Genomic DNA, 2,349 nt, shown 5'->3' with positions numbered 1-2,349 from the left:
TGGCTGATCGCCCCCTTGCTGCTGCTCAATCTGGTCGGAGCCGGCCTGACCTACTGGCTGGCCTGGCTGCCGGCCCAGCATGCGTTCGACCAGAACCTGATGGATTCCACCTGGGGCCTGTATGCCCAGGTGCGCCATCGTCAGGAACGCACCACTGCCGAGCTGACCCAGCAGGCCGAGCAGATCCTGCGCAGCAATCACTCCGACACCACCTTCTTTGCCGTGCGCAATTCGCAGGGCGAGATCCTGGTGGGCGACAAGGGCTTCCCGCAACTGCCGGAGAGCGAGATTTTCGACCGGCCCTTCAACTATGACGGCGAAATGCGCGGCGAACCGGTGCGTATTTCGGCCATGCAGGTGCGGGTCAAGAATGGCGTGATCTCGGTGGCGGTGGCCGAGACCATCCGCAAGCGCGATCGTGCGCACTACACCATCCTGCTGTCCTTCCTGCTGCTGGATGGCGGGCTGACCTTCGGGTCGCTGTCGGTGGTGCTGATCGCCGTGCGGCGCGGGCTGCGTCCCTTGAAGAGCCTGCAGCGCAACCTGGAACAACGCGGCCACGGCAAGCTGGGGGCCATCGATGGCATTGGTGCGCCGGTGGAATTGCAGCCGCTGATCGTGGCCATGAACGAACTGATGGCCCGCATCAGCAAGGGTGAACAGGCGCAGCAGAATTTCATGGCCGACGTTGCCCATCAATTGCGCACGCCTCTCACGGGCCTGAAGCTGCAACTGGAACTGCTGCATGACAAGCACCAGGACCAGCCCGATACCGCCCGCTCGCTGGCGATGATGAACTCTTCGGTGGAGCGCATGATCCGCCAGAGCCGGCAGCTGCTGGCGCTGGCGCGCTCGGAGCCTGGCCTGTTCGAAAGCCGCAAGCTGGAAGAGCTCTCGCTGCACAAGCTGGTGGAAGAATCGGTGCAGCACTTCATCGAAGAGGCCGACAAGAAACACATCGACCTCGGCTTCGACCTGCAGCCGGCACGCCTGCGCGGCGACCGTTTCCTGCTCGCCGACCTGATCGACAACCTCATCGACAATGCCGTGCGCTATTCCCCCTTGCACGGAACGGTGACGGTGCGCTGCCTGGAAGAAGAGGGGGCCACCGTGCTTTCGGTGGAAGATTCCGGCCCGGGCATTGCTCCCGAGCACCGCGAGCTCATCTTTGACCGCTACTATCGCGCCAATGACAAGATCGCCGGCAGCGGCCTGGGCCTGGCCATCGTGCGCGAGATTGCGCACGACCATGGCGGCGTCATCACGGTCGATTGCAAGGAGCAAGGGCAGGGCACCATCTTCACGGTACGCTTCCCGCTGGCGGGCTGAGCCCGGCGGCGATGGCCGCACTGGCCGCAGTTGCCGCACGACATCGTTTTCATGCAGAACCTCATGCCTGCCCCTGTGTCAAACGGGCTTCATCGTGAACGACTCAGGAGGCAGCATGACGGACAAGGTCTTGCAAAGTGGCACCCATATCGCCCGCTACGATGCGGTTGAAAAACCGGATGAAGGCTTCGAGGCGCAAGTCTTCGTGCGCCTGTCGCGCGAGCCCGAGATCGCGGAAACCTACATTCCGGTAGGCATCTTCCCGACCGAGGAAGAAGCCCTGGCCAGCGCCCGCGAACGCGCGCAGCGCGCCTTGAAGGAGCACGAATTTTGAGCCGCCTGCCTGCTTCTCCTTGCTTTTCCGCGCGTCGCCGCACTCTGTTGCTGGGTGCCGCCGCCGGTGCCGTCCTGGTGCTGGCGGGCTGTGCCACGGGCGGTGCCTCGGGCAGCGCGGACCATGGTCTCTCTTCATCAACCCTGTTTGAACTGCGCGGTGCCACCACCGTACCGACCCAGGGCTGGATCAAGGCGCGCCTGAGCGAACCACCGGGTGGCGACATCTATCTCGCCCCGCGCGCCGCACTCGATGCCGGCGACGTGCAGCGCGCGTCGGCGCAGAAGGATGCGGCCGGACGTCCGGTGCTGGTACTGCAATTCTCGCCCACCGGGACCGCCAGGCTGGCGGCGGCCTCGCGCGAGTTGATGGGCCGCCAGCTCGCCGCCGTGCTGGAAGGCCGCGTGACCAACGTGGCCAGCGTGCAAGGCCCGATGACCATCAACACCATGGCCCTGACCGGATTGTCCAGTTTCGAGGACGCAGTGCGGCTGGCCAACCTGCTGTCCAAGGGTAACTAGGTCTCATCAGCGGCCGCCTGCCCGCGCATGCTGAGGGAAAGCATGGCTGGCAGGGGCGGGCAGGGCATGCTAATGTCCTGCCCATTCGCGGCACTGCATTGACGCTGCCCTTACAGAAGACTCACAACATCAACAAGAACAATGTCCGTCGCCCGCCACATCGTG

The 2,349-nt window shown here is 64.5% G+C and carries 3 protein-coding genes; all 3 read left to right on the top strand.

Translation table 11 applies throughout. The features are described from left to right. A partial coding sequence (locus tag B3873_RS08090; RefSeq protein WP_286865154.1) for a sensor histidine kinase occupies positions 1 to 1,329 on the top strand: 1,329 nt, incomplete at its 5' end. Between the two features lie 115 nt (positions 1,330 to 1,444). Next, the gene (locus tag B3873_RS08085) at positions 1,445 to 1,663 is read left to right on the top strand and encodes a hypothetical protein (protein ID WP_286865153.1); all 219 of its coding nucleotides are present in this window, start codon (positions 1,445 to 1,447) and stop codon (positions 1,661 to 1,663) included. Then, the gene (locus B3873_RS08080) at positions 1,660 to 2,184 is read left to right on the top strand and encodes a SecDF P1 head subdomain-containing protein (RefSeq protein WP_051156267.1); all 525 of its coding nucleotides are present in this window, start codon (positions 1,660 to 1,662) and stop codon (positions 2,182 to 2,184) included. Before B3873_RS08085 ends, B3873_RS08080 begins: the two co-directional genes overlap by 4 nt. Positions 2,185 to 2,349: the final 165 nt, after the last annotated feature.

This window comes from Herbaspirillum sp. UBA812 (assembly GCF_002296545.1).
Taxonomy (GTDB): Bacteria; Pseudomonadota; Gammaproteobacteria; order Burkholderiales; family Burkholderiaceae_D; genus Herbaspirillum; species Herbaspirillum huttiense.
The sequence above is the reverse complement of the archived record's forward strand: the minus strand, read 5'-3'. Positions and strand labels throughout refer to the sequence as shown.

Excerpts from the sequence above, each read along its gene's own strand:
- B3873_RS08085 (WP_286865153.1), top strand. The coding sequence starts at position 1,445 with ATGACGGACAAGGTCTTGCAAAGTGGCACCCATATCGCCCGCTACGAT.